23 protein-coding genes, 2 tRNA genes and 1 pseudogene are annotated in these 24,673 nt (G+C 58.8%); 8 read left to right on the top strand and 18 right to left on the bottom strand.

Annotation, left to right across the window (positions count from 1 at the left end; all coding sequences use genetic code 11):
- Nucleotide 1 precedes the first annotated feature (1 nt).
- Nucleotides 2-2,392: a penicillin acylase family protein gene (locus tag ACODSJ_RS01830; protein ID WP_489100218.1), complete on the top strand. Its 2,391-nt coding sequence runs from the start codon at nt 2-4 to the stop codon at nt 2,390-2,392.
- 151 nt (nt 2,393-2,543) lie between these two features.
- On the opposite strand, the gene ACODSJ_RS01825 is transcribed toward ACODSJ_RS01830, so the two are convergent.
- Nucleotides 2,544-2,822 carry a DUF3077 domain-containing protein gene (locus ACODSJ_RS01825; RefSeq protein ID WP_489100098.1) on the bottom strand — a complete coding sequence of 93 codons (279 nt, stop codon included), beginning with the start codon at nt 2,820-2,822 and terminating at the stop codon, nt 2,544-2,546.
- A 676-nt stretch (nt 2,823-3,498) separates the two neighbouring features.
- Between ACODSJ_RS01825 and ACODSJ_RS01820 the strand changes: the two genes are divergently transcribed.
- On the top strand, nt 3,499-3,741 hold the full coding sequence (locus ACODSJ_RS01820; RefSeq protein WP_489100097.1) for a CopG family ribbon-helix-helix protein: 243 nt from the start codon (nt 3,499-3,501) through the stop codon (nt 3,739-3,741).
- Nucleotides 3,731-4,015, top strand: a complete 285-nt coding sequence (locus tag ACODSJ_RS01815) for a type II toxin-antitoxin system RelE/ParE family toxin (protein WP_489100096.1) — start codon at nt 3,731-3,733, stop codon at nt 4,013-4,015. The genes ACODSJ_RS01820 and ACODSJ_RS01815 overlap by 11 nt, the downstream gene beginning before the upstream one ends.
- Before the next feature lie 729 nt (nt 4,016-4,744).
- Here the strand turns inward: ACODSJ_RS01815 and ACODSJ_RS01810 are convergent.
- From ACODSJ_RS01810 to ACODSJ_RS01775, 8 genes are all read right to left on the bottom strand, one after another.
- On the bottom strand, nt 4,745-5,641 hold the full coding sequence (locus ACODSJ_RS01810) for an alpha/beta fold hydrolase (RefSeq protein ID WP_489100095.1): 897 nt from the start codon (nt 5,639-5,641) through the stop codon (nt 4,745-4,747).
- A 335-nt stretch (nt 5,642-5,976) separates the two neighbouring features.
- Nucleotides 5,977-7,008: a hypothetical protein gene (locus ACODSJ_RS01805; protein WP_489100094.1), complete on the bottom strand. Its 1,032-nt coding sequence runs from the start codon at nt 7,006-7,008 to the stop codon at nt 5,977-5,979.
- A gap of 804 nt (nt 7,009-7,812) precedes the next feature.
- A tRNA-Thr gene (locus ACODSJ_RS01800) sits at nt 7,813-7,888 on the bottom strand.
- 365 nt (nt 7,889-8,253) lie between these two features.
- Entirely contained in the window at nt 8,254-9,507 is a 1,254-nt protein-coding gene (locus tag ACODSJ_RS01795; RefSeq protein WP_489100093.1) for a methyltransferase, read from the bottom strand.
- Entirely contained in the window at nt 9,488-10,177 is a 690-nt protein-coding gene (locus ACODSJ_RS01790) for an ABC transporter permease (protein WP_489100092.1), read from the bottom strand. The genes ACODSJ_RS01795 and ACODSJ_RS01790 overlap by 20 nt, the downstream gene beginning before the upstream one ends.
- Nucleotides 10,174-10,869 (bottom strand): ABC transporter permease, encoded by a 696-nt coding sequence (locus tag ACODSJ_RS01785; RefSeq protein ID WP_489100091.1) that lies wholly within the window; start codon nt 10,867-10,869, stop codon nt 10,174-10,176. Before ACODSJ_RS01785 ends, ACODSJ_RS01790 begins: the two co-directional genes overlap by 4 nt.
- A gap of 72 nt (nt 10,870-10,941) precedes the next feature.
- The gene (locus ACODSJ_RS01780; RefSeq protein WP_489100090.1) at nt 10,942-11,694 is read right to left on the bottom strand and encodes an ABC transporter substrate-binding protein; all 753 of its coding nucleotides are present in this window, start codon (nt 11,692-11,694) and stop codon (nt 10,942-10,944) included.
- 13 nt (nt 11,695-11,707) lie between these two features.
- Nucleotides 11,708-12,481 (bottom strand): ABC transporter ATP-binding protein, encoded by a 774-nt coding sequence (locus tag ACODSJ_RS01775; RefSeq protein ID WP_489100089.1) that lies wholly within the window; start codon nt 12,479-12,481, stop codon nt 11,708-11,710.
- Between the two features lie 606 nt (nt 12,482-13,087).
- Here ACODSJ_RS01775 and ACODSJ_RS01770 point away from each other — a divergent pair.
- On the top strand, nt 13,088-13,543 hold the full coding sequence (locus tag ACODSJ_RS01770; RefSeq protein ID WP_489100088.1) for a carboxypeptidase-like regulatory domain-containing protein: 456 nt from the start codon (nt 13,088-13,090) through the stop codon (nt 13,541-13,543).
- Between the two features lie 9 nt (nt 13,544-13,552).
- Here ACODSJ_RS01770 and ACODSJ_RS01765 read toward each other — a convergent pair whose 3' ends face one another.
- The 9 genes and pseudogenes from ACODSJ_RS01765 to ACODSJ_RS01725 all read right to left on the bottom strand — a co-directional run bounded on the left by ACODSJ_RS01765 (nt 13,553) and on the right by ACODSJ_RS01725 (nt 20,803).
- Nucleotides 13,553-13,999, bottom strand: coding sequence for a hypothetical protein (locus ACODSJ_RS01765; RefSeq protein ID WP_489100087.1), 447 nt, complete (start codon nt 13,997-13,999; stop codon nt 13,553-13,555).
- Between the two features lie 62 nt (nt 14,000-14,061).
- Nucleotides 14,062-14,679 (bottom strand): annotated as a pseudogene (locus ACODSJ_RS01760) (DUF1016 N-terminal domain-containing protein); the annotation flags it as partial.
- Nucleotides 14,680-14,899: 220 nt separating this feature from the next.
- The gene (locus tag ACODSJ_RS01755) at nt 14,900-15,307 is read right to left on the bottom strand and encodes a hypothetical protein (protein ID WP_489100086.1); all 408 of its coding nucleotides are present in this window, start codon (nt 15,305-15,307) and stop codon (nt 14,900-14,902) included.
- A gap of 64 nt (nt 15,308-15,371) precedes the next feature.
- The gene (locus ACODSJ_RS01750) at nt 15,372-15,701 is read right to left on the bottom strand and encodes a DHCW motif cupin fold protein (protein WP_489100085.1); all 330 of its coding nucleotides are present in this window, start codon (nt 15,699-15,701) and stop codon (nt 15,372-15,374) included.
- A gap of 80 nt (nt 15,702-15,781) precedes the next feature.
- Nucleotides 15,782-16,729 carry an antitoxin Xre/MbcA/ParS toxin-binding domain-containing protein gene (locus ACODSJ_RS01745; RefSeq protein ID WP_489100084.1) on the bottom strand — a complete coding sequence of 316 codons (948 nt, stop codon included), beginning with the start codon at nt 16,727-16,729 and terminating at the stop codon, nt 15,782-15,784.
- Nucleotides 16,730-17,066: 337 nt separating this feature from the next.
- Nucleotides 17,067-17,142: transfer RNA gene (locus tag ACODSJ_RS01740), tRNA-Phe, on the bottom strand.
- A 102-nt stretch (nt 17,143-17,244) separates the two neighbouring features.
- Nucleotides 17,245-17,517: an oxidative damage protection protein gene (locus ACODSJ_RS01735; protein ID WP_260962072.1), complete on the bottom strand. Its 273-nt coding sequence runs from the start codon at nt 17,515-17,517 to the stop codon at nt 17,245-17,247.
- Nucleotides 17,514-18,581: an A/G-specific adenine glycosylase gene (gene mutY / locus ACODSJ_RS01730; protein ID WP_489100083.1), complete on the bottom strand. Its 1,068-nt coding sequence runs from the start codon at nt 18,579-18,581 to the stop codon at nt 17,514-17,516. The genes ACODSJ_RS01735 and mutY overlap by 4 nt, the downstream gene beginning before the upstream one ends.
- Nucleotides 18,578-20,803 (bottom strand): AsmA family protein, encoded by a 2,226-nt coding sequence (locus tag ACODSJ_RS01725; protein ID WP_489100082.1) that lies wholly within the window; start codon nt 20,801-20,803, stop codon nt 18,578-18,580. The genes mutY and ACODSJ_RS01725 overlap by 4 nt, the downstream gene beginning before the upstream one ends.
- Before the next feature lie 395 nt (nt 20,804-21,198).
- Between ACODSJ_RS01725 and ACODSJ_RS01720 the strand changes: the two genes are divergently transcribed.
- The 4 genes from ACODSJ_RS01720 to ACODSJ_RS01705 all read left to right on the top strand — a co-directional run bounded on the left by ACODSJ_RS01720 (nt 21,199) and on the right by ACODSJ_RS01705 (nt 24,648).
- Complete coding sequence (locus tag ACODSJ_RS01720; protein WP_489100081.1) at nt 21,199-22,860, top strand: OFA family MFS transporter; 1,662 nt, start codon at nt 21,199-21,201, stop codon at nt 22,858-22,860.
- A gap of 302 nt (nt 22,861-23,162) precedes the next feature.
- Nucleotides 23,163-23,756 carry an imidazoleglycerol-phosphate dehydratase HisB gene (gene hisB / locus ACODSJ_RS01715; RefSeq protein ID WP_024778052.1) on the top strand — a complete coding sequence of 198 codons (594 nt, stop codon included), beginning with the start codon at nt 23,163-23,165 and terminating at the stop codon, nt 23,754-23,756.
- Nucleotides 23,756-24,394, top strand: coding sequence for an imidazole glycerol phosphate synthase subunit HisH (hisH, locus tag ACODSJ_RS01710; RefSeq protein WP_489100080.1), 639 nt, complete (start codon nt 23,756-23,758; stop codon nt 24,392-24,394). Before hisB ends, hisH begins: the two co-directional genes overlap by 1 nt.
- On the top strand, nt 24,394-24,648 hold the full coding sequence (locus ACODSJ_RS01705; protein WP_042728153.1) for a DUF2164 domain-containing protein: 255 nt from the start codon (nt 24,394-24,396) through the stop codon (nt 24,646-24,648). Before hisH ends, ACODSJ_RS01705 begins: the two co-directional genes overlap by 1 nt.
- The last annotated feature ends 25 nt before the right edge of the window (nt 24,649-24,673 follow it).

Here is a 24,673-nt window from a genome sequence, read left to right as displayed (position 1 = left end):
GATCAAGCGCATCGCCCAAGGCCTTTCGGCCCTGTTGTTGGTCGCTGTGGCCGGCGGCACCGGGTACGTCTACAGCAAACAACCCCAGCGCCAGGGCGTGAAGCCGCTCGCCGGGCTGCAAGCGCCGGTCACCCTGCGCTATGACGAACGCGGCATTCCCCACATCAACGCCAGCAACCAGCATGACCTGTACCGGGCACTGGGGTATGCCCAGGCCCAGGAGCGCCTGTTCCAGATGGAGATGCTGCGGCGCCTGGCCCGGGGCGAACTGGCCCAGGTGCTGGGCAGCAAACTGGTGCCCACCGACAAACTGTTTCGCACCCTGCGCATTCGCGACCAGGCCGACCGGCAGGCGGCCCAAGCCGATCACAACAGCCCGGCCTGGCAGGCCTTGCAGGCCTATCTTGAAGGGATCAACGAATACCAGCGGCAAAATCCAAGCCCCATGGAATTCGATCTGCTGGGCATTCCCAAGCGCTCGTTCACGCCGGAGGACGTCTACAGCATTGTCGGCTACATGGCCTACAGCTTTGCCGCCGCCTTTCGTACCGAGCCGTTGCTGACCTACGTGCGCGACGATCTCGGGGCGCCCTACCTGGAAATATTCGATCGCCAATGGCGCCCCGACGGCGCCCTGCAAGCCCCGGCCTTCAGCGCGGCAGACTGGAAGAGCCTGGACAGCCTGGCCCAGTTGAGCCAACAGGCCGTCAGCGCCGCCGGCCTGCCGCAACTGGAAGGCAGCAATGCCTGGGCGATTTCCGGCAAGCGCACGGCGGGCGGCAAACCCTTGTTGGCTGGCGACCCGCACATCCGCTTTTCGGTGCCTTCGGTGTGGTACGAAGCGCACCTGTCGGCCCCCGGTTTCGAGCTGTATGGCGATTACCAGAGCCTGGTGCCTTTCGCATTACTGGGCCACAACAGCCAATTCGCCTGGACGCTGACGATGTTCCAGAACGACGACATCGACCTGATCGCCGAAAAAACCAACCCCGACGACCCGGAGCAGATCTGGTACCAGGGCCAGTGGGTGCATTTGGAAGAAGAGCAGGCGCGTATCGACGTCAAGGATGCGCCGCCGGTGTACCTGCGCCTGCGCCGCTCGCCTCATGGCCCGATCATCAACGATGCCCTGGGGGACAACGCCGGCAGCAAGCCCATTGCCCTGTGGTGGGCCTACCTCAATACGGATAACCCGATCGTCGAAGCGTTCTATGGCCTCAACCGCGCCGACACCCTGGACAAGGCCCGCACTGCGGCAGCGAAAATCCAGGCGCCGGGCCTTAACGTCGTCTACGCCAACGCCAGCGGCGACATCGCCTGGTGGGCCTGCGCCGCGCTGCCGATACGGCCACCAAAAGCCGACCCTGGCTTCATCCTCGACGGCAGCGGCGGCGAAGCGGAGAAATCGGGTTATTACCCGGTCAGCGACAACCCCCACGAAGAGAACCCGGCCCGTGGCTACATCGTCTCGGCCAACACCCAGCCCCCCTCGGCCAGCGGTGTGCCGATACCGGGCTATTACAACCTGCCGGACCGCGGCCAGCGCCTGAACCAACTGCTGGGCGAGGGCGAAAAGTGGGACGTTGAAAAGAGCCGGCAAGTGCAACTCGACACCCGCACGCTCTATGCCCAGCGCGTGCTGCAACCCTTGCTGCCAACGTTGCGCGCGCAGGTCACCGACCCCCAGCAGCGGCGATGGCTGGACGAACTGGCCCAATGGCAGGGCGACTACCCGCTGGATTCCGTCAGCGCCACGGTGTTCAACCAGTTCCTCTATCAACTGGCCTACCAGGCCCTGCACGATGAACTCGGCGACGGGCGTTTCGACAACCTGCTGAGCACCCGCGTACTGGACGCCGCTTTACCGCGACTCGCCGCGGACCCCGAATCGCCGTGGTGGGACGACCGCACCACCGCCGCCCGTGAAACCCGCAGCGACATCGTCGCCCGCGCCTGGTCCGCCGGCATCGCCCACCTGCAAGCCACCCTGGGCAACGACCCCAACCAATGGCAATGGGGCAAGGCTCATCGGCTGACGCAAATGCACCCGCTGGGTACGCAAAAATGGTTGGGCATGCTGTTCAACGTCGGGCCGATGGACGTTCCCGGCAACCACGAAGTGCCGGACAACTTCTCCTCCCCCCTCGGCCCGGCGCCCTGGACCGTCACCTACGGCCCTTCGGTGCGCCGCCTGATCGACCTCAACGCCCCCGAACAAGCGCTCGGCATGCTCCCCGTCGGGCAAAGCGGCGTGCTGCTCGACCGGCACTACAAGGACCAGGCGCTGCCCTTCACCCAAGGGCAATACCAACCGATGCATCTGGCCGAGGGCGACATCGCCCGCCACACCCGCAGCACCTTGGAACTGGTGCCGGCGACGCAAAATCGCTGATTCCGCGCCAGGCACAAACCGCTCGCCCAAGCGCAGGTCGATGGCGAGCGACGCCTACCCGTGGCGAGGGAGCTTGCTCCCGCTGGGCTGCAAAGCAGCCCCTCTTCCTCCAACCTGCCCCGCCATCGCCACGGAATAAACGCAACGCCACCTAAACCCAATGCTCCCTCGGCGCCTCCAACACCTTCACCACATCATCGATGACGGCCTTGCTCATATCCTGCAAATAACACGACGCCCACGCATACCGATCCGTACCACGAATCATCGCCGCATCCTCGGCCAAAAGCTTGGCAACGTGGAGCAGGTCGGAGGCGTGGGAAAGGGCTTCGCTGATGGGGATGCCGCTGTTGACGCGGAACAGGGGGCGGTCGGAGTGGTAGGAGAAGGGGGTTAGGCCTGGGGTTTTGAGATCGTTGAGATGGGTCATTGCGCACCTCCTTCGGCCAATTGGCGACGGGTGGCGGCTAGCGAAGCAGTGAAGCGAGACAACAGCAGATCCATGGCGTGCATCGATGAACTCCCATATCAATTGAGAACTGCCACGTTCGTTCTCAGGCGAATGGGTGGCAGCTGTGCGCAGGCTGAGAAACCGGAGATACAGGAACCCGGCAGACCCGAAGGTCTCCCACGCACAGCCGCCATTACACGGAATGCGGACATAAAAAAACGCCGCAAAACGTGGTTCGGGCGCTGTAGCGCCTGCATCTTACTCGGGTTCTCAGGCCCGGTCGCTGAATTGGCAGCGACAGTCGGAGAGTAGCGGGCGATGGGGCGAGAGGCAATCGTGGCGTGATGGTGGCTGGTGAGGTTTAGGTCTGCTTGGGTAGGAATTTGCTCCGACGATGGATGCGAGCACACGCGAGTGAAAAACTATCAATAGGGGCTTGCTCGCGTCCATACGTAATCTGACAGTCGAAAAGCGGCTCACCTGATTGGGTGAATTTCATCCCATGTTTCTCAAGCAAGCAAGCAAGCAAGCAAGCGATGCGAAGCAGATGAGCCTGAAACGAAAAACGTCGTGAAGTACCTTGCGACGAGTTGCCAATTCAAGTGAGCGTCTTGCGGTGTAAGATGCCTGAAAATCGCTCACCATCGAGGCTGTCATGACTGGGATATCCCTGACTCTGCCGGAAGACCTTTCGAACTCTCTCACCGACCTGGCTAAGACGAGCGGCCAGAGCGCGAGCTATCTAGCGATGGACGTTCTTCGTGACTATATCGAGCACGAAAAGACCCTGACCACACAGATCGAGCTGGCAGTAGAGGAGGCCAATCAAGGTAAATTCGCCTCCGATGATCAAGTAGCGGCAATGCGCGCTCGGCGCTGGAGCAGGAATGCGGGTTGAGTGGCTGGCAAAGGCACTCAAGAATCTAGAGGACGAAGCTAGCTACATAGCTTTGGAAAATCCCAAGGCTGCTGATGACTTTTCCGAAGCGATTTTTGCCAGCGTAGACAAACTGGCTCAATTTCCAACCATGGGCCGTGAAGGTCGAGTCAAAAATACGCGTGAATGGGCAGTACCAAACTGGTCTTACCTCATTCCTTATCAGATACGCGGTGACCGTCTTCAAATCCTCGGCGTGTTCCATACCAGGCAACAGCCTCGAACAAAGTGGTAACGGAGTGTGCGGTTTATTTTTGGAAAAGCCACATGTCTCTCATGTTCATAGGAAATGAGGCTGCCGATGTTCTTTCGAAACAGCATTGAGGGTGGTGGATGAGTCCTCTCAGGTCTTCAGAGCAGCCAAGAACTAAGAGCTTGAACTCACGCGTGCTGTAAACCTGTAATTTCTCTTGGTGATGACATGGTTTGTTATCTAAAGCTGGAGATTTAGATAGTTATTGCAAGCGCCTTGCATGGAATTCAATTGAAGTCTAAGATAGTTGTGCTGGCGACTTGCTAGCATACTGCAGGTGAGAAACATGGAGCGTTATAGAAATCTCAGTGGTCAGTCAAATGTTGTGGCATATGAGTTGAGCCAAGGGGCGATTACGGTGCAATTTGGCTCAGGAAGTTATAGGAATTACGTATACGACTCCATTCGACCCGGCCCAGTAATGGTTAGAGAATTGCAGCGACTTGCTGTTGCAGGGCGCGGATTAAACAGCTATATCTCAAGCGTAGTTAAATCAAATTTTGCGCGGAAATACTGAGTCACAATTAGAAGGGGGTAGCGGGTAACCGCTACCAATCTGACTATGCGCAAAGGTAGGACGGATTACTTGCGCTGTCTACCAATAGAATAAGTTTCCTGCCCACCATTAAATAGCCCGCTCTAGCGTTCCGGGCGTCACCTCCTGAGCGAGAATGAGTTTGGTCGTCCAGACATTTTAAATGCCTGGTTAATCTAACCTAGAAAGAGCTTTATTCCTGCGTAAGAAATTGCTACAGCTAACATTAGGCTTCCATAGAAAAGCGACCGTCCAATCCATGGGTGCGTGAACATATTTATTTTTATCGGTAGTTTCGGTTTTCTGACATCCCACTCCGACTCAACTATTTCACCTTTCTCAATAAAAGGTTTCCAGTATTTTGAAATGTGATTGTTCTGTGGTTCAAAGAAGTCGCTATGTCCATAGTTGAAATAGCGATCTTTGATAAGTGGGGTTTGAAATCCTTTTCTTCCTGAGCTTCCATATCCAAATGATGTAAAGGTTGCCAAGACAGGATAAAAATCTCTTGTTCCAACATCATTAATTATGGATTTTTTTGACATTTCTTTTGTGTATAAGCCCCACGGGAACGTGGTAGGAATAATACAGCCGCACAAGATTATCCGAGAGAAACGTATGTCAGAGCATTTGGATAATATTTGGCTTAGTATATAGCTTCCGAAACTATGTGCAATGATCATTAATTGCGCATTTGGCTCGAGTGATTTAGCGTCTCGAATATCTTGGGTTACTTTGTTGATCGGAGTTCCACGAACTGGAGAAAATAATTGTAGGCCCGAAACAAAGTGGTATCCAAGGCCGTGAATATTAGTGTTAGGCAGACTGCTAAGTTCCCGCTCAACGAGATTCTGCCAAGCACCATCAGTTTGAATGCCATGAACGAGAAGAACAACGGTTGCCAGTGGGTTGTCTTGAACACCATGGAGCTTTGCATCCAGTAACCCGTCAAAGTACTCTTTAAATTCGTCGGGAATCATTTCTCGGATTGATTGAAGGTGTTCAATCCTTCTTTCCGGTTTGCTGCTGTCCCAAGCTTTGTTGAAGTGTTCAAATATTTTAGCTTGGTTCATTGGTCACCAAAATATAAGTTGCCTCAATATTTTCTTGTGATACCTCGACCTCAATATCTCTCGCGGGGTCTCTTACGATTTTTGGCAAGTCTGAGTAGGAGGGGAATGTCACGCCGTTACCTCCAGGCAAACGTACTAATAACTGACGGCGGAATACTTTTCCCTCGATCAGTATGGAGATTACTCGCGCTAGCCGAGAGTTGCTTCCAGCTTGAAGAATGTCAAACATTCTATTTGGATTTAGCCGGATTGAGGCCACCTGATTAGCACGCCGAATTTCAAAGTCACTCAAATATCTTTCCATTCTACGCAAGGCTTCCGCGTCCTGCGGGAATTTACGTATTAAGGGAGATAACTTTTCCGCGTACATAAGAATAATCCTCTGCGGAGCATGCTACTGGAACTGCGAATTCATTAATATCGCCACTGAGCAGCAAGTGAACCTCGCGCACAGGGTCCGATCCGTGGATTTTAGCGTAAACATTAGCCCCCGTCACATGACCGTCACTAGCGAGGAAGCTGTCGATAGCGGCCATTGAGCCGTCATCAGACGAAAGGTTGTCGTCTTGGGACGATGATGAGATCTGCATCACTGCGCCAAGGTCGTTTACCGCAGTGGATGTGCTATATCGAAAATCTGTCGAAAGATTTTTTCGATCTTTGAGGATTTTATCTTTCGCAGAGCTGAGAGATACACCGGCAAAGCCGTCAACAGGAATAAACTTTCTGATTTTTAGGAACAGGTCGCGTACAAGTTCATTATATTTGGTAGAGTTGTCCTGGGATGCGATCCGAAGCTCCAACAAACCTTCGTGATTCAAAGTGGCAATATTAACCGCGCGTTTTTCTGTAAAATTGTATTTCTTGGTAATGGTTCCTGCTGCGTGGTCCACCGACTCAGATTCGAAAGTTTTTGTTATACGTTTTTCCACGACTTTAATTGTGAGGCTTGCAGGAGTCAGCTTAGGGTCTGGCTGGTATAAACGAATATCTACTATAGTGGGGCTGCCGGGCAGATCGATGTCGAGAGGCGTATCAAGCAAATCTTGTAGTCCTTCCTCCTGCGCGATAGTTCTAACCCTATTGGGGTTCATTAGTCCTTGGGCGCGATCTGGTGTGCAGTTAAAAAGGAAAGTATGTTGCCGACCAAACTCTTCTACAGTTTGGAGTAGCCCCCTTAAATCAGCGACAGAAAATCTTTGCTGGGTTAATCCTGGTTCAATACGTTTGGCATAAAGCTCATCCCAATTGCCGGATGTTGCGACACCCTTGGTTTTTAGGAAATCACGGACGACCTGTTGATTTGCTGATTTTTTGATCAGTTCAAAAATCACAATTGACAACTGCTTGTCTTCGTCGCTCAGCACGTACGCTCTCCTGCTGTACAGATCTCAAGGGGATATCGTCCGGAGATTGAAGCTGCAACTGTCGAGGTTGAGCCTCAAGGTGCTGACAGCGCTCCGTCGCTGGATGATGTCATTTTGGCTCATGCGGCGCGATAAACACAACACCGCACTTGATGTGTGCTCCGAATTTTCGGGGGGGGGAGACTATGAAGTCTAGCGGCCTCTAGGCGCAATGGTGTCCATTGGTCTTAGGGCGGTTTTTAAACAATGGGGACGAATCTATATTCAAAGGCCGAATGCCCCCTCAGTAACCATGAGAAGCCAGATCGAGAAAGCTGTTCCATCGAAGAAAGGCGGGGAAGAAGCCGTGAGCCATCCCAAAACCCACGCCTGATCCGATCAAGCCTTCCTGTGGAGTTTCAGAATGATCACCACGGCCAAATGAACACCCCAGAAACAAGGGGAAAACGGGGACAGACTTATTTTCAGACGTGCAAACCTCAGCGACTCAAATTGTTGTTCTGCGTTAAGGACCGGTTTGTTGAAGGCCCCCAGGCACTTCTGGAGGCAAAGAAAAACCCGCACGATTTGAGCTTGCTGACGAGGTCAACCTAGGCTTGGCGGGTGTATTAGGGGCAGTCTAAGTCGCTGGAGCAATTCGTCAACGTCACGCTGAGGTGAAATTGTAACGGGTAGGTCTGTAGCCGGACTGTGGGGCAGGTGAGGAGCTAAGACGAGATCCATGGAGGTTGCTCAGTCATAGCCGGATTTCTGAAGCCCATAAACAACAAAGCCCCCGCATTTCTGCGAGGGCTTCGTCTTGTATGGTGCCGGCACCAGGAATCGAACCCGGGACCTACTGATTACAAGTCAGTTGCTCTACCATCTGAGCTATACCGGCGTGTGGGCGACGATTATAGCGATTGGGTGGGTTCTGTAAACCCCTGAATTCTGACTATTTTTGCGCGTGTCCGGCTCGGGCGTGGTGCGGCGGGTTATGCGTTGTCCTGGGGATGGCGGATGCGGTTGTTTGGATGAGAGGAGTTTGGCCGCGCTGGACTCGCTGGTTATGTCGTTTTGCTTGAGCGCTTATGCACAACGGGAAGGCCACCTTGGCTCAGATCCTGCGATTTTGTGACCGCCGTATCGTTTCGTTGCAACTGCCTGTTTTCATGGTTTTTTATCCATGTGAACAAAAAATGACCAGGCTGCGATCGGCCAGAAAAACACGGTTTTATTGGATCCAGCTTTATTTCATCAACAGAGTTATCCACAGGTTTTTTGTGCTGGGTCGCGTTCTGCCAGCAGCATCAGGTTGCGTGGGGTCAGGGGTGTTTCGCAGAAGGTGCCGAGGCGCACGGCGTAGCCTTTCTGGCTGAGGAGGAGTGCGCGGTCCAGCACCAGCCAAAGCTCCAGCGGGCGGCGGAAGAGGCCGCGCACCAGTTCCAGGTTGCGCACTTCGGCCAGGCGTTGCTGGCCGGCGGCTTCCAGTGCGGTCCAATCGGGCGTTCCGACTGTGGATAAGTCTTTCAGGGCTGCCAGGTCGGTGCAGTACTGGGCGAAGGTTTTTTCCAGCCAGGCGCTGGGCAACGAAGGGGTGGGCAGGTAGTCGTCGCACCCTCGGAGTTGCCGTTGCAGCAGATCGAAGCCCAGGCGGCGAGCCATGGACTGGTCCCGTTGCTTTCTGACGCGCGCGCCGGCGGTGACGGTTTCGGTCAGGGGCAGGCTCAGGTCGTCGAGCGAAAGCTGTAGGGCGGAGCCTTTGGCGGCGTCGGACAGCGGTTGGTAGTGTTCAGCCCTGATGCGGTTGTAGCAGCAGGGCGCAATTGCCATTTGCCCGCAGCCGGCGGCGCTCGCCAGTTGGATCAACTGTACATGCAGGTCGCCGCAGGCGTGCAGGGCGACCGGTGTGTGTTCGGCGCGGATTGCCTGGGCTGCGTCTTGCGCCAGCACGTCTTGGCGCAGGTGCGTGGCGGGCAGGTGATGGCGCTGGCTCAGTTGCTGGCCGCTGGCGACCAGGGTCGGGTCGTATTCCAGGCAGGTCAGTTGTTGCTCGCCGTGCAGCAGGCGTCGACCGAGGTGGCCTTTGCCGGCGCACCAGTCCAGCCAGTGGGCCGGTTCGGTGTTGAAGTGCAGGCGGCTGGCGAAGGCTTCTATTTGTTGCCATTTACGGCCGGGCACGTCGACGTTGAGGCGGTGGGCGGGTGCTTCGAGCATGCTTGTCGGCAGCTCTGCGACAGCACTCAACCGGCGGGAAAAAGCGGCCAGTTCAGGGAAGGGGGCTGGTGCGTCCTCAATCAACCCAGGTTGATGGTGGTCGTTTTCCGCGTCCGCCAGTGAACGCCCGCGTAGCCATTGGGCCAATTCCGGGTAGGACGTTTCCCATGGCAGTTGCAGATGGGTGAACGGCCGCGGTCGCCAAAGCGCTTGGTGGGCCGTGAGAAAGGCATCCAGCGCCGTGAAGCGGGCGAGCAATGCTTCGCCCGTCAGCACGCCGCTGTCAGCGCCCTTGGCAGGCATCGACGCGCAACCAGCGCTCCAACTGCTTGAAGCCTTGCACCAGCACGAAGGCCATCAGCAGGTAGAACAGGCCGGCCGCGAAGAAGATCTCCACCGGCAGGTAGGTCCGGGCAATGATGGTGCGGGCCATGCCGGTCAGTTCCAGCAGGGTCACGGTGCTCGCCAGGGCGCTGGCCTTGAGCATCAGGATCACTTCGTTGCTGTAGGCCGGCAGGCCGATGCGCGCGGCGCGCGGCAAGATGATGTAGAACAGCGCCTTGGGCCGCGACATGCCCAGGGCCCGCGCGGCTTCGATCTCGCCCCGTGGGATGGCCTGGATGGCGCCGCGCAGGATCTCGGCAATGTACGCCGCGGTGTGCAGGGTCATGGTGGCGGTGGCGCACCAGAACGGGTCCCGCAGGTACGGCCACAACGCGCTGCCGCGCACGGCATCGAACTGCGCCAGGCCGTAGTAGACCAGGAACAGTTGCACCAGCAGCGGCGTGCCACGGAAAAAGAAGATGTAGGCGTAGGGCAGGGCCCGCACGTACCACAGGCGTGACGAGCGGGCGATGCCCAGTGGAATCGCCAGCAGCAGGCCGGCGAGCACGGCGATGGCGACGAGCTCCAGGGTCAGGCTCGCGCCTTGGGTCAGCTTCGGCAGCCACTTGATGATGACGTCCCAGTTCATTGGGTGCTCCTGGCAAAGCCGCGGGCGGCGCGTCGTTCCAGCAGGTGCATGCCGGTCATGGCGAGCACGGTCAGGCCCAGGTACATGAACGCTGCGACCATGTAGAAGGTGAACGGTTGTTTGGACACGGTCACGCCGATTTGCGCGTGGCGCATGATTTCTTCCAGGCCGATCACCGAGACCAGCGCCGTGTCCTTCATCAGGATCATGAACAGGTTGCCCAGGCCGGGCAGGGCGATTCGCCACATCTGCGGCAGGATCAAGCGGGTGAAGATCCGCCCTTTGGACAGGCCCAGGGCGACGCCGGCTTCACGGTGGCCCTTGGGGATCGCCAGGATCGCGCCCCGAAACACTTCCGTGGCGTAGGCGCCGAAGCACAAGCCCAGGGCGATGACGCCGGCGGCGAAGGCGCTGAGGGCCAGGTCGGGGTTGCCGAAGTATTCGCCCAGGGCACGCATCAGGTTGACGCTGCCGAAGTAGATCAGCAGCACCCAGAGCAGTTCCGGGACGCCGCGTACCAGTGTCGAATAGGTGCCACCCAGCCATTGCAGGGGCTTGTATGGCGAGGTCTTGGCCAAGGCACCGAGCAGGCCGAGCAGCAGCCCCAGGCACAGCGCCAGCAGGGCGAGTTTGACGGTCATCAGCGCGCCGGCGGCGAGCGCCGGGCCGAATCCGTAGAGATCGATCATCATGGGTGTGGGTTCATGGCAGGCTTTGCTAAGGGCCGACGCCGTGTGGAGCGGCGTCGGCCAGGCACGTCAGCATCAATAGATGTTGAACGGGAAGTACTTGTCGTTGATCTTTTTATAGGTGCCGTCGGCAACGATTTCTTTCAGTGCGGCATTCAGCTTGTCGCGCAGCGGGTCACCCTTGCGCACGGCGATGCCGATCTTGTCGCTTTCCACCACGGGGTCGCCCTTGAATTCGTAAGCGCGGCCGGCATCGGTTTTCAGCCAGTCGTAGTTCACGTACTTGTCCGCCAGGATCGCGTCGACGCGACCGGAGGTCAGGTCCAGGTAGGCGTTTTCCTGGGTGTCGTAGAGCTTGGCGGTGACGTCGCTGCCCAGTTCGTCTTCCAGCCAGGTGCCGGCCAGGGTTGCGCGTTGGGCGCCGATGACCTTGCCCTTGAGCGAGTCTTTATCGGTTTTGAACTCGACGTTCTTCGCGGCGATGAATTGCAGTTTGTTGGAGTAGTACGGGTCGGTGAAGTCCACCGCCTGTTTGCGTTCGTCGGTGATCGACAGCGAGGAGATCAGGAAGTCGAACTTCTTGGCGTTCAACGCCGGGATGATGCCGTCCCAGTCGGAGGTGACCACTTCGCATTCGACCTTCATCTTGGCGCACAGGGCGTCGCCGATGTCTTTGTCGAAGCCGACCACGTTGCCGCTGGCGTCTTTGTTGTTGAACGGTGGGTAAGCCGCTTCGATGCCCATCTTCAGTTTATCGGCCGCCATGGCGCTCGCCGAGAAGACCAGGCTGGCGGCTGCGGCCAGGAGGAATTTCTTGTAGCTGTGCATGTGTACTGCTCCGTTAGCGGTTGCTGGACATGAATTGTTTGCAGCGCGCCGAAAGCGGGTTCTCGAAGACCTGCTGTGGCGATCCTTGCTCCTCGACCAGGCCTTGATGAAGGAACACCACCTCGCTGGAAACCTGGCGGGCAAAGCCCATCTCGTGGGTCACCAGCAACATGGTGCGGCCTTCTTCGGCCAGGGCGCGGATCACACTAAGTACTTCCTGGACCATTTCCGGGTCAAGGGCCGAGGTGGGCTCGTCGAAGAGAATCACTTTGGGTTGCATCGCCAGCGTGCGGGCGATTGCCGCGCGTTGCTGCTGGCCGCCAGAGAGTTCGCTTGGGTAGGCGTGGCGCTTGTCGGCGATGCCAACCTTGGCCAGCAGGGCTTCGGCCACTTCGATGGCTTCGGCCTTGCTCTGGCCGAGCACCCGACGCGGGGCTTCGATGACGTTATCGAGCACGCTCATGTGCGGCCAAAGGTTGAAGTTTTGAAACACAAAACCGATTTCGCTGCGCATGCGGTTGATCTGCTTGCCGTCGGCGGCCACCAGTTCACCGTTTTTCGCGGCCTTGAGCTTGAGCTCTTCGCCGGCCACCAGGATCTGGCCCTGGTTGGGGTTTTCCAGCAGGTTGATGCAGCGCAGGAATGTCGATTTGCCGGAACCGGAGGAGCCCAGGATCGAGATCACATCGCCGTCACGGGCGGTCAGCGAGACGCCCTTGAGCACCTCCAGCTGTCCGTAGCGTTTGTGCAGGTTGCGGATTTCAAGCGCGGGCGTGGCCTGGGCCATGTGTGGTCCTCATGTGTGTGCTCCCTTGCTGTTGGCTGCCTTCCTAGGCTTTGTACGAAAAGTGCCTGCGCGACGATCATGCTGCGTTGAAAACAGGCTCGGAATGCTCATTGACAATCAGTCAACTCCGCTTCCTCGCCTGTTTTCGCCTTGCCTGATCGCCGCTCGGCGACTTTTTGTACAAACCCTACGCGAGGGCGGCCAAGCTAGCATGCGTCCCAATGGCAGCCAACAGCGCTACAGGCGGCAAGCCCGCGATGTGTGACAAGTTGTCGCATCGGCACAGCAGTCTGTCGCGCCATCAACAACCGAACGGCCGTTTGAACCCTGTCTACCGATGAAAAGCCCGGGGAGCCGCGTAAAAAAAGGCGCGATGGTGCCAGCTTTGGGCGGGGGTTGGAAGGGTTAACCGGATGAGCGTTGCCGTAAGCAAAGTCTGTCGGTTCAATCACTGTAACCGTCTAGCCCCGATTATCCGTGCCGGCTTGAAGGGGCTCGTGCGGTTTCGAGGTCTTTGTGCGCCAAATTGATCTAAACGTAGAGGTCAAATCGTGATCAAAAGAGTACCCATTGCGCAGTTGTTTGCCAGACGTGGGAGTCCTCGCCATGAAACTCATTCGTTATTTTGTGTTGCCCTTCATCGCCGTCGGCGTTCTGTTGTTTCCCGTCATGCTCAACGCCACCAGCGTCGCCCCGGCCCCGATAGACAGTGCCGGAGTCCAGGTCCAGCCGGTCCAACAGAACGGCATTACCTATCTTTCCGGCGGTATCGGGGTGGATGAAGCCCAGGCCATCGAGCAGTCAAAGGGCTATAACCTGCACATGATGTTCTCGGTCGGGGTGGACAACAAATTCATCCCGGATGTGAATGTCACTGTCCAGAGCGCGTCGGGGCAAACGGTGTTGACGCTGGATGAAGCCGGGCCGCTGGTTTATGTGCAGCTGCCACCCGGCAAATACACCGTACGAGCTACGCGCAACGGCGAAGAGCGCCGTGACAACGCCGATGTGGGCAGCGGCGCCGCGCGCAACCTGGTGTTTCATTGGAACGGCGGCGAATAGCCGATCCGCTTACTCGCCGGCAGATTCTTCGGTGGCTTGGCGATAACGGTCCAGTGCTGCGCTGAAGTCCTCGATAAATTCCGGGGTACTGAGCCAGCGCTGCGCCGTCTCGCGGTCCATGTTGTCGGCCCACATGCGGTAATCCACCAGCATGTCCGCCGCGAGGTTGGTGGCGGCCATGCTTTCGTTGTCAGCATTCTTCAGGTCGAGCAGCCCTGGACGTTCGCTGATCATCACGCTCATGGAAGACAGCAGCGTGTCGAGCAACTCGTTGCGGCCAACGGCCTCGGCCTCACGCAGCTTGGCGAAAAGCTCCAGCACGTAGACCGGCGGCTGGGCGGTGGCGTAGGCCGGGTCGCCATACATGGGCAGGTCTTTGCGACCGTGCATGCGGATTTGCTTGGCTTTGTCTTTGGCGCGCTTGGCGCGTTTCTGCTGTTTGTTCAGTGAGGCCATTGGGCTTCGGTTTCCGGTTTGTTAGAGAGACAGCTCGCAGTTTAACGCCGTGGGGCTGGCTGTGCCTGTTCCCGGTCGACCGCCAGCAAAGTATCGGCGCTGGGTAGTCCAAGGAACTCCAAAACCATTGGGTCCCAGTTGAGATCCCTTGGGCCGGGCTCCATTTCCCTTAGCATGGCAACGGCCTCCTGCTGCACGGCCGGTCGGTCTCGGCTGGCCAGCAGGCGTTCGTAGTAGAAGGTGCCGATCTGGCGTTCGAGGGCGCGGGTGGACCAGTTTTGGCTGGCCACTTCGTTCATGTACCAACGACGGGCCTTGTCGTGTTCTACACGCAAAAGCGTGCGGTAATGGGCCCAGCTCAATTCTGTACGCAGTGCGCCCCAAATTGGGAATTTCTGATAAAAGTCGCGCATGTGTCGCAGGTTGTGCTCGTCAAACCCCTTCCCAAATCTCGCGGTCAGTACTTTCGCCAGCGATGGCAACAGCCGCGTCCCGTAAACCGCCCGTTTGGCGCTTCCCTTTTCGAGCTCGATGATATGTCGCCCGATCTGCCAGCAGGTCTGTACCTGGAGCGTATCGACGGCGCGCAGCGCCTTCTGGCGTGCCTGGCGGATCAGTTCGCCGAATTCATTGGTCAAGGGCGAGAGTCGTGGGTCGTCTTGAGGCAAGGTTGGAAGCATCGAGTATCCAGCCATGGAAGGGGCGGATGAAAAGGATGTTCCAGGCGACGCTGTGATGATGCAGGACGGGGCTGATTGTGGGGAGGGAAACCCCACCGATTGGCGCAGGACGGGGTTGAAGGACGCCCCATCTTGGTTGTCCGTGGCTTGTAGGAGTTATCTCAGGAGGGTGTCATCCATTGCGAGCACCCTCGCACCCCGGTGCTTGGCGGGGCAAGGGTCAGGCCGGACCTTGTGTCAGTAGCTTGGATGCAGCGACGTAATCGGTTTGGAATTGCGGGCTTTCGACCCAGTCCAGCGCCGTCTGCTCATCGACACCCTTGGTCAGCTGGCGGTACTCGATCAGGGCGGTGATGATGAAGTCCGTGGCTTCTTCTTCACCTTCCTGTTCCAGCACCAGTTCCAACAGCGGATGCCCCAGGAAGGCTGCGCACATGGCCTGTTGGCTGATTTTTTCAGCCGCTTCCATGAGGTTGAACAGTTCCGACAGATCGACGGTTTCCAGGTCAATGCGTTCATCGTTCGGGTCGAGGAAGTGATCCGGCGCGGCGGCCCGTTGAATCCGATTCTTCTTGGCTTTCACCTTGGCGCGCTGGCTGCGCTTGTGCTGCTTGTTGGCCGATGACATGGCTCGGATTCCTGATGTGAATAAGGCTGCCTATCCTACAGCCTCGAAGCGAACGCTTCGAATCTCAATCCACCACGAACAAGGTTGCGCCTTGTGCGGTGGAGGAGCGATGAGGTTCAGCCTGGTCGGCGACTTGATAGCTCATGCCGGGCTTGAGCACGAACTGCCGCCCATCCTCCAGCTCGGTGTGCAACTCACCCGCCAGGCAAAGCAGGATGTGGCCCTTGGTGCACCAGTGATCGGCCAGGTACCCCGCCGTGTATTCCACCATCCGCACGCGGATGTTCCCGAACTGCCGGGTGCGCCAATAAGCGGTTCCGGTGACACCTTTGTGCTCGGTGGGCTCGATGCTGGACCAGTCAGTGGTGCCGAAGGGGATGCCGGTGATGTCCATGTCGACTCGCTTGTTGGGGCTGTTGGGAGTGGCGAATGTAGCTGAGACGGTGCCAGCTGTCTTCCTGATCCTTGCACGGCCTACGTCCCACCTTGGTGTTTGGCTTGGTGGGTAAGCCAGTCATGTATGTAGTCCAGTACCTGTTGAGTACCGTTCTCTGTTTCGACCAGATCAATGGGGCGTAGGCCATCCAGGTGAATATTCGGTTGCTCCATCCATTTGAATGCCTTGCCGCGATCCCCTCGGACGGGGATAGCCCGGTCGAGAACCTGTTGCAATAGATCGGGGCGCGCGTACCAGGATTCTGGTTTCACCGTTGCCTTTCGTCCGGGAATTACCCTGGGTAGTTGGCAGGCTGCCAGCTCCTTGTGGGTTATGTGCGTGCGCACCCAATGGGCCGTTTCGGCTAGCTCGGTATTGGGAATTCGCTCGTGGTTGGTCGTGGGGATAACGACGCCAATCCTGACGGGAGTGTATTGACGAATCATCTGCAAGGCTGGGGCGATGTCAGTGTCGTTCGTGACGAAAACAGCGTGATCAATCGCCCCTGTAATTGCGTCGTGATACGCCTGTAGGGACATGTTCACGTCGCTCTGCTTTTCCTCGATTTTCCAGGCCAGGATTTCTTCGCATTCACGTGGGGCGCGATCAGGGTGGTGAGCGTCGACCACTTTCACCTTCATCCGGTTGACTGCATAGTAGCCCTCCACCAAATCGATGCGATCGTTGTACAGCTTGCGCAGGGCCGTGTGATAACGGGCTTGAGATGAGACAGAATCCGGTGCCCGCGCCACGGTTTCGATGATTTTGGCTGTAAAGAATTTTATCGAGGGGCGGGCAAGCAGGGCTGATTGTCTGACGAGGTTATTGCTGTCCCTGACCAGTACCGATGGCAAGACGTGTTTTTCAAAAAGTGACAGCAGGTCGAGCCATTTGTAGGCGGTTCCCTTCAGGCAGCCGTAGTAGAAATTGTAGCCGTCGATGTAGACACGGGTGCGCAGAGGTCCAGGCTCAGGCGATCCCTGCATATCTCATGCTCCAGAAACGAAAAAACCGGCTTGCGCCGGCTTTTTCCCCCTCCAACCAGATGGTCAGGCCACACCGGTCGCGAGGGTTAGTTGTTGGGGGCAGTATTACGCAGATTCTGCGTAGGACGCAAATTTGATCATGGATGGGTGGGGCCATCTGATCCGCGCTGAGGTAGAGCGTAGTCGCTCATGGCGAGAGGGACCGAAGCCGGCAATGGGTCGCAACACATATGCAAGGCTAAGGTTTTGATGTTCGCCAGAAGGGCTGGCAAGAAGAGAGGGAAATCACAGGCAATAAAAAACCCCGATCAATCGCTTGATCGGGGTTTTCGGTATTTGGTGCCCAGAGACGGAATCGAACCGCCGACACGGGGATTTTCAATCCCCTGCTCTACCGACTGAGCTATCTGGGCAACGGGGCGCATTAAACGGGTTTTTCAGGGGGGCGTCAAGCAAGTTTTCAAAAAAAATTTAATTATTACCGTCGCTTACGATTCGCCCCCGCTTTTGAAGGCTTATTCGGACGGCGGCACGTAGCCTTCGGCCTTGGCGTATTCCTCGCCGGAAAAGAACTTGTCCATCTCGCCCTGGATGTATTTGCGGTCCTCGGCGTTCATCATGTTCAGGCGTTTTTCGTTGATCAGCAGGGTCTGGTGTTTCTGCCAGTCGCCCCAGGCCTTGGCCGAGACGTGGTCGTAGATGTCCTGGCCCTTGGCGCCCGGGAAGGGTGCGCGTTCCAGGCCGTCCAGTTGTTCTTTGTACTTGCGGCACATCACGGTGCGGGTCATTGCAACTCTCCTGCGTTCAATACGGCGGCCGCGCGTTCGAGCAAGGTCTTGACCGGGGCGGCGAGGCCCAGGCGCGGCGGGGTGGCGAGGTTATACCAGAGCCAATCGGCCTCGGCCACGAAATGGCCGGTTTCCCGGACCTGGACCAGCCAGGGCTCGATTGCCAATTGGAAGTGACTGAAGGTGTGGACCAGGCTTGGCATTTGCTGTTGCCGGCCCAGTTCCAGGGAATGTTGCACGGCCAGGTGCTGGAGGTCGTCGAGGTCGTCGAGCTCCGGCAGGCTCCACAAACCGCCCCACAGCCCGGTGGAGGGGCGACGATAAAGCAGGATCGCGCCTTCGCCGTTGGCCAGCATCGGCATCAAGGTGCGCTTCTTGGGCGTTTCTTTGCGCGGCTTGGGGATCGGGTAGCGGGTCTCCAGGCCCAGCATGTGGGCTTCGCAGCCTTTTTCCAGCGGGCACAGCAGGCAGCTGGGCTTGCTGCGCGTGCAGAGCGTGGCGCCCAGGTCCATCATCGCCTGGGTGTAGGCGTTGACGCGGTCCTGGGGCGTGAAGCGCTCGGCAGTGGCCCACAGCTGTTTCGTCACTTTCGGTTCGCCCGGATAACCCTCTTGGGCGGTGAAGCGCGCCAGTACCCGCTTGACGTTGCCATCGAGGATCGGTGCCCGCAGGCCCATGCTGATGCTGGCAATGGCGCCGGCGGTGGACAGGCCGATCCCCGGCAACTCCGTCAGCTTCTCCACATCCCGGGGGAATTCGCCGCCGTACTGCTCGACGACGATCTTCGCGGTTTTCTGCAGGTTGCGCGCACGGGTGTAGTAGCCCAGCCCGGTCCACAAGTGCAGCACTTCGTCCTCCGGCGCGGCGGCCAGGGCCTGCACGGTCGGCAGCGAGGCCATGAACCTGTCGAAGTAATTGAGCACGGTGCTGACCTGGGTCTGCTGCAACATGATTTCCGACACCCACACCCGGTACGGGGTGATGCCTTGCTGCCAGGGCAGGTCATGACGTCCGTGACGGTCGAACCAATCGAGTACGGCGGTAGAGAACTGCTCGGCTTTCATCGCTTGAACAGTCCCTTGAGCGCATCCTTGAGTTCGGGACTGACCTTGTCGCCGAGCTTCTCATCGATCTTGTCACTGAGGCGTTCGCCGGCCAGTTTCGCCGCAACCTTGCCCATCCCGTCGTTGTCCAGGCGACAGGCCTTCGCTCCCAGCTCCAGCGGGCCACGGCAGCGCAACGGCCATTCGATGTCGACATAGCGCTCGTTGACCTGGCAGGCCGGGTCGGGCATGTCGCTCTTGTCGCCTTCGACGATGACGCCGACACGGTAGTCCATGCCCAGCACGCGCAGGTCGATGTCGCCGTTGCCGTTGACGGTCATGCCGGGGATGCGCACTTTCAGGTCCGGGTTGTTGGCCACGCCATTGTGGAAGGTGAGGTTGCCGTTGAGTTGCTGGAACGGCGTGTCCTTGCCCCGCGGTTCGCCGCTGAGGGCCTTGCGGTTCAGGGTGGCGATGCCTTTGCACAGTTGCTGTTCGAGGTTGGCGTTTAGCAACATGCCGTCGTTGATGACGAACCCGGCATTGCCGTTGAGGCTGTCGATCAGGGCCTTCTGACTGTTGCCGGTGGCGGTGATGGCGCTGTTGAGCGTCACCAGGCCCTTGACCGGCGGCGTCTTGCCCTGGCTTTCGAGGATCTTGTCGGCCGGTACCCGGTTGATGCGGGTTTGCAGGCTCAATTGCGGCGTGGCTTGGCGCACGTCCAGCGTGCCCTTGGCTTCGAAGTTGCCGCCGTACAAGTCGCCCCGCAGGTTTTCCAGGGTCAGCAGGCCGCCCTGGCCGGTGGCCTTGAGCGCGGCGTTCTGGATCGGCAGTTTGTCCAGGGTTAGCTGGCCAAAGGTCAGGTCGGCATCCAGGTCCAGTTTGCCCAGGCGCTCCACTGGAAACAGCCGATCGTTGCTCCATGCGCCCTGGGTGGGCGCGTTCGGCAGCGGTGTGCTGCCGGCGCCGGCCATGGCACTGGCTTCGGTATCGCTGACTTCCGCCTCGCGGGCGGCCTTGGCGCTGTTGGTCTCGGCGGATTTGGGCGGCAGGTAGCGATCGACGTTGAAGGTGTCGGCCTTGAGCTGCGCACGCAGGGACTGCTTGGCGAAGTCCTCCACGGCGATACGCCCGCTGAAGCTGCTGTCATCGACCTTCAGGTTGATGTCGTTGAAGTCGACGCTGGTCGGTGTGGCGGCGATGCGGCTGACCAGTTCCACCTTGCCCAGGCTGCCTTCGGCCATGGCCGGCAGTTTCTGGCCGATGCTGTCGACAAAGTTGGCCAGGTCGAACTGGGCAATCGACACGCCGCCGTTCAACTGCGGCGTCTTGTCGAGGTCATTGACCTTCAGCTCGCCCAAGGCGCGCAACTGATTGAGGGACAGCTTGATGCCGGTCCACTCGGCCACGTTCGCCGCCCTGTCCAGGAACAGCTGGCCCTGGGCGTTGAAGTTCAGGGCCTTGCCCTGCAATGGATCGCCGGTGACTTCACCGGACAACTTCAGGTCTTCGAACTTGTAGCGTTGCAAGGCGCGTTCGAAGCGCAGTTCGCCGGTGACTTCGGTGCGGATGCGCACGGCCGGTTGGTTGCTGGAGAGAAATGCGGTGAGGGTGACCGGGATATTGGTGGAGTCGTGGACCGGGCCGGTGCTCAACTGGATGCTTTCGGCGGTCAGCAGCTTGCCGGTCTGCTCGTCGGTGTATTCGACCCGGGCATTGTTCACGGTCAGGCTGTCGATATCCAGACGGGTCGGCTGGGCCGGTTTTTCCGTTGGAGTGGTGCTGGGCGGTGCCGGTTGTCCGGCCGGTGCCGGTGCGTTCGCGGTGGTCGCCGGGGCGGCAACCTTGCCGATGTCTTCCCAGTTGCCGTGGCCGTTCTTGTCGCGGCTAAGGCGCAGGTTCAAGCCTTCGACCCGCACATCGCTCATCTGCACTTCCCGGCGCAGCAGCGGCATTACCCGAACCGAAAGGCCGAGCATCTGCAAGTCGGCGAAAGGCTGTGTCGGATTGGCCAGGGTAGCGACGCTGGCCTCGTGCAACTCCAGGCCCAGCCAGGGAAACAGGCTCCAACCGATGTCGCCATTGAGGGTCAGCTCAATGTGGGCCTTGTCGCGGGCTATCTGGCGGATCTCTTCCTTGTAGTCGTTGGGATCGAAGAGGTGGGTCAGGGCGAAGCCCAGGGCCACAATGATCAGCAACAGCCCGAGAAGTACCAGACCCAGGATTTTGCCGAACGCTTTCATGGGCGAATCCTTGTAGGTTGAGTTCAAGATTTTGCCTGCGAGTATAACGCCCTGAATTGGTGACGCGTTGGGCGATCGTGCTTCTGGCAGACCTGTCGCACATAGACCCGTGGCGAGCGGATTTATCCCCATCCCCCGGCAATCCTGAAAGCAAACGGTTGGCCCTTTGCGCAAAGCGAGCCGTGGCGCGATAAGACGAATGACAGAAAAAAGGTGATATCACTTTGGTTTTTCTGTCACGCGCAAATGGTAATCTTTGCTGGTTCGCCCGTCTTTCTGCGACGTGATGTCGCACTAAAATGGAGCTTCACCGGAAAATACAGCTGCGCTTGCGTGCAATGAGGCTGAGGGTGATGCGCGGCTGGCGAACCATTCTAATAATTGGGGGATACACCATGAGCACGAGCATCACGGCGGACGGCATCGCCGATCAGCCTGCGTTCCTCTCCAAGGAACGCATCATCGCCAAGCCCGGTTTCAACCGCTGGCTGGTTCCACCGGCCGCGTTGGCCATTCACCTGTGCATCGGCATGGCCTATGGCTTCTCGGTGTTCTGGCTGCCACTGTCCAAGGCCTTGGGTATCAGCAAGCCTGTGGCCTGCGCGCCGGACATGAGCTTCATCTCGCAAGTCTTCTCGTCCCAATGTGACTGGCCGATCTCGATGCTCGGCTGGATCTACACCCTGTTCTTCATCTTCCTGGGTTGCTCGGCCGCGATCTGGGGCGGCTGGCTGGAACACGCCGGGCCACGCAAGGCTGGCGTCGTGTCGGCATTGTGCTGGTGCGGTGGCCTGCTGATTTCCGCGCTGGGTATCTACACCCACCAGATCTGGCTGATGTGGGTCGGTTCCGGGGTGATCGGTGGTATCGGCCTGGGCCTGGGCTACATTTCCCCGGTGTCGACCCTGATCAAGTGGTTCCCGGACAAGCGCGGCATGGCCACCGGCATGGCGATCATGGGCTTTGGTGGCGGCGCGATGGTCGGTGCTCCACTGGCTGCAGCGCTGATGAGCCATTTCGCTTCGCCGACGAGCGTGGGCGTGTGGCAGAGCTTCCTGGTCATGGCGGCGATCTACTTCGTGTTCATGATCGGTGGCGCCTTGTCGTACCGCGTTCCGCCGACCGGCTGGAAGCCTGAAGGCTGGACCCCGGCACCGAAGAAAACCGCGAACGCGATGATCACCCATCGCCACGTTCACGTGAACGTGGCCTGGAAAACCCCGCAGTTCCGCCTGGTCTGGCTGGTGCTGTGCCTGAACGTATCGGCGGGTATCGGCATCCTGGGCATGGCTTCGCCACTGCTGCAGGAAGTGTTCGGCGGCAAGCTGCTGGGCAATGACTTGCCGTTCGGTCAGCTGGACGCTGCGCAACTGGGCCAGATCGCGGCCATCGCGGCCGGCTTCACCGGCCTGTTGAGCCTGTTCAACATCGGTGGACGGTTCTTCTGGGCGTCCTTCTCGGATTACCTGGGCCGTAAAAACACCTATTTCGTGTTCTTCGCCCTGGGCGTTGCCCTGTACGCGTTGATCCCGAACCTGGGCCACCTGGGCAGCATCGCGCTGTTCGTGGCGGCGTTCTGCATCATCCTGTCGATGTACGGCGGCGGCTTCGCCACCGTGCCGGCCTACCTGGCGGACCTGTTCGGTACGCAAATGGTCGGCGCGATCCACGGTCGCCTGTTGACTGCATGGGCGGCGGCGGGCGTGCTGGGTCCGGTGCTGGTGAACTACCTGCGTGAATATCAACTGAGCATCGGCGTTGAACGTGCCGCGGCCTATGACATCACCTTGTACATCCTCGCTGGCCTGCTGGTGCTGGGTTTCCTGTGCAACCTGCTGGTCCGCCCGGTGGCCGACAAGTACTTCATGACCGACGCCGAATTGGCCGCCGAACAGGCGCTGGGCCACGACAAGGGCGCCGACAGCACCACTTCGCTGGAGTGGAAAGCCGCACCGGGCACCAAGCCCCTGGCGATCGCCGCCTGGCTGGTGGTGGGCATTCCGTTGGCGTGGGGCGTGTGGGTGACACTGCAGAAGACGGCGGTGTTGTTCCACTAAGCCAATATCAAGGCTCACCCGGAACCGTCGGTTTCGGGTGAGCCCTGTGGGAGCGAGCCTGCTCTCGATGGGGGCGTGTCAGTCAAATCATCATTGACTGACCCACCGCTATCGCGAGCAGGCTCGCTCCCACATTGGTTTTTGGGTGATGGCAAAAGCTGTATCCGTCACTTGTATGGACATGTCTAACCCCGACAGGACGGGCAACAACCCGTCAGGGATATCGCCTGGCGTGTTTCTGTTTGCCGCTCGCGCCCCTATAATGGCTGCCTTTTTCGCCCAATGATTTTGCGGAGCTGGTGATGGCCGAACGTAAGGCGTCTGTCGAGCGCGACACTCTGGAAACCCAGATCAAAGCCTCGATCAACCTGGATGGCACCGGAAAGGCCCGGTTTGATATCGGCGTGCCTTTTCTTGAGCACATGCTGGACCAGATCGCCCGTCACGGGCTGATCGACCTGGATATCGTCAGCAAGGGCGACCTGCACATCGACGACCACCACACGGTGGAAGACGTCGGTATCACCCTGGGGCAGGCGTTCACCCAAGCCATCGGCGACAAGAAAGGCATCCGTCGCTACGGCCACGCCTACGTGCCGCTCGATGAAGCGCTGTCGCGCGTGGTCATCGACTTCTCCGGTCGTCCAGGCCTGCAGATGCACGTGCCGTACACCCGCGCCACCGTCGGCGGCTTCGACGTCGACCTGTTCCAGGAATTCTTCCAGGGCTTCGTCAACCACGCCAACGTGACCCTGCACATCGACAATCTGCGTGGGCACAACACCCACCACCAGATCGAAACCGTGTTCAAGGCTTTCGGCCGCGCACTGCGCATGGCCGTGGAGCTCGACGACCGCATGGCCGGGCAGATGCCTTCTACCAAGGGCGTGCTGTAATGCAGACAGTCGCGGTTATCGACTATGGCATGGGCAACCTGCACTCGGTGGCCAAGGCCCTCGAACACGTAGGCGCCGGCAAGGTGCTGATCACCAGCGATGCCGATGTGATTCGCGAAGCCGACCGGGTGGTATTCCCCGGCGTCGGTGCGATTCGCGATTGCATGGCCGAGATCCGTCGCCTGGGCTTCGACAAGCTGGTGCATGAAGTCAGCCAGGATCGGCCGTTCCTCGGCATCTGCGTGGGCATGCAAGCCTTGCTCGAACACAGCGAGGAGAACGACGGTGTCGATTGCATCTCGCTGTTCCCGGGCCAGGTGAAGTTCTTTGGCAAGGGCCTGCATGAAGACGGCGAGCACCTGAAAGTCCCGCACATGGGCTGGAACGAAGTGAAACAGACGGTGGACCATCCGCTGTGGCACGACATCCCGGACCTGGCGCGTTTCTATTTCGTGCACAGCTACTACATCGCCGCCGGCAACGCGCGGCAGGTGGTGGGCAGCGGTCACTATGGCGTCGATTTCGCCGCCGCCCTGGCCGAAGGTTCGCGGTTCGCCGTGCAGTTCCACCCGGAGAAGAGCCATACCCATGGCCTGCAACTGTTGCAGAACTTCGCCGCGTGGGACGGCCGCTGGTAATGGCACGCAAGAAGCCGCCGATCCTCACCCTCACGCCCGAACAGGAGAGTGAGGCGAACCGCAAGATCCAGCGGTTCATGGAGGAGCGTTTCGAGCTGGACCTGGGTTCGTTCGAAGCGGCGGAAATTCTTGAGCTGTTTACCCGCGAAATTGCTCCGCACTATTACAACAGGGCGATTTTCGATGTGCAGGCGCACCTTAAAGAAAGGTTCGAAAGCATTGAAAGCGACTTGTGGGCGCTCGAGAAAAACTGATTCCCGAGCCAAGCTGAACATTCGT

The sequence above is a fragment of the Pseudomonas sp. FG6 genome, assembly GCF_057809015.1.
This window is presented reverse-complemented; position numbering and strand designations above follow the sequence as displayed.